The sequence below is a fragment of the Streptomyces sp. DT224 genome, from assembly GCF_049844595.1.
Lineage (GTDB): Bacteria > Actinomycetota > Actinomycetes > Streptomycetales > Streptomycetaceae > Streptomyces.
In genome coordinates this window covers 1-266 of sequence record NZ_JBNCLI010000065.1, presented here as the reverse complement: position 1 = coordinate 266, position 266 = coordinate 1, and the positions used below count along the sequence as shown (strand labels likewise).

1 protein-coding gene is annotated in these 266 nt (G+C 71.1%); it reads left to right on the top strand.

Going from position 1 to position 266, the window contains the following annotated elements; genetic code table 11:
- Positions 1-266: hypothetical protein (locus ACLQ2N_RS36055; RefSeq protein WP_425820031.1), on the top strand; the 266-nt coding region annotated here is incomplete at both ends.

Below are 266 nucleotides of genomic sequence, written 5' to 3'. Positions count from 1 at the left end.
CTCCCCGGCGCGGCGCTGGCCGAACTCGCCGTCCGTGCCGGTGACGAGGTCGGACTGCCCGTCCTGGAGGAACTCACGCTCCAGGCACCCCTGGTCCTGCCGGAGAACGGCAGCGTCGAGGTGCAGCTGCTGGTCTCACCGGCAAACGACACCGGCCGCCGTCAGGTGACGGTGCACTCCCGCGTGGGCGATGTCTCCGGCTGGATCCAGCATGCCCAGGGTGTCCTGGCCGGGGTGTCGGGTGGTGTGTCCGGTGTCGATCTGGC